Genomic DNA, 344 nt, shown 5'->3' with positions numbered 1-344 from the left:
AAAGAAGATCCAACGAAACCTAAAGAAGGTGACGTCATCATCACTTACGTAGACGAAAATGGTAAAGAAATTCAAAAACCTCGTCAAGACACACCAAACTCACCATATGACACACCATATAACACAACTGAGGAAGGTGAAAAACCTAATACTATCAAGACTCCAGACGGTAAGACTTACAAGATCGTACCGAAAGGTGACTACCCAGTAGGTAAAGTTGATGGCGATGGACACTTGGAATCATCTGATCCAATTAAAGGTAAAGTTGATAAACCACGTTCAATCATCACCTATGTTTACAAAGAAGTGAAGGAAGAACCAACTCAACCTAAGGGTAATGTCTA

1 protein-coding gene is annotated in these 344 nt (G+C 39.2%); it reads left to right on the top strand.

Annotated elements, in window-relative coordinates; all coding sequences use genetic code 11:
* Positions 1–344, top strand: a 344-nt coding sequence (locus HMPREF2904_RS05775) for a MucBP domain-containing protein (protein ID WP_176744609.1), incomplete at both ends; no start/stop codon positions are given.

It is taken from the genome of Streptococcus sp. HMSC072G04 (assembly GCF_001813295.1).
Taxonomy (GTDB): domain Bacteria; phylum Bacillota; class Bacilli; order Lactobacillales; family Streptococcaceae; genus Streptococcus.
This window is presented reverse-complemented; position numbering and strand designations above follow the sequence as displayed.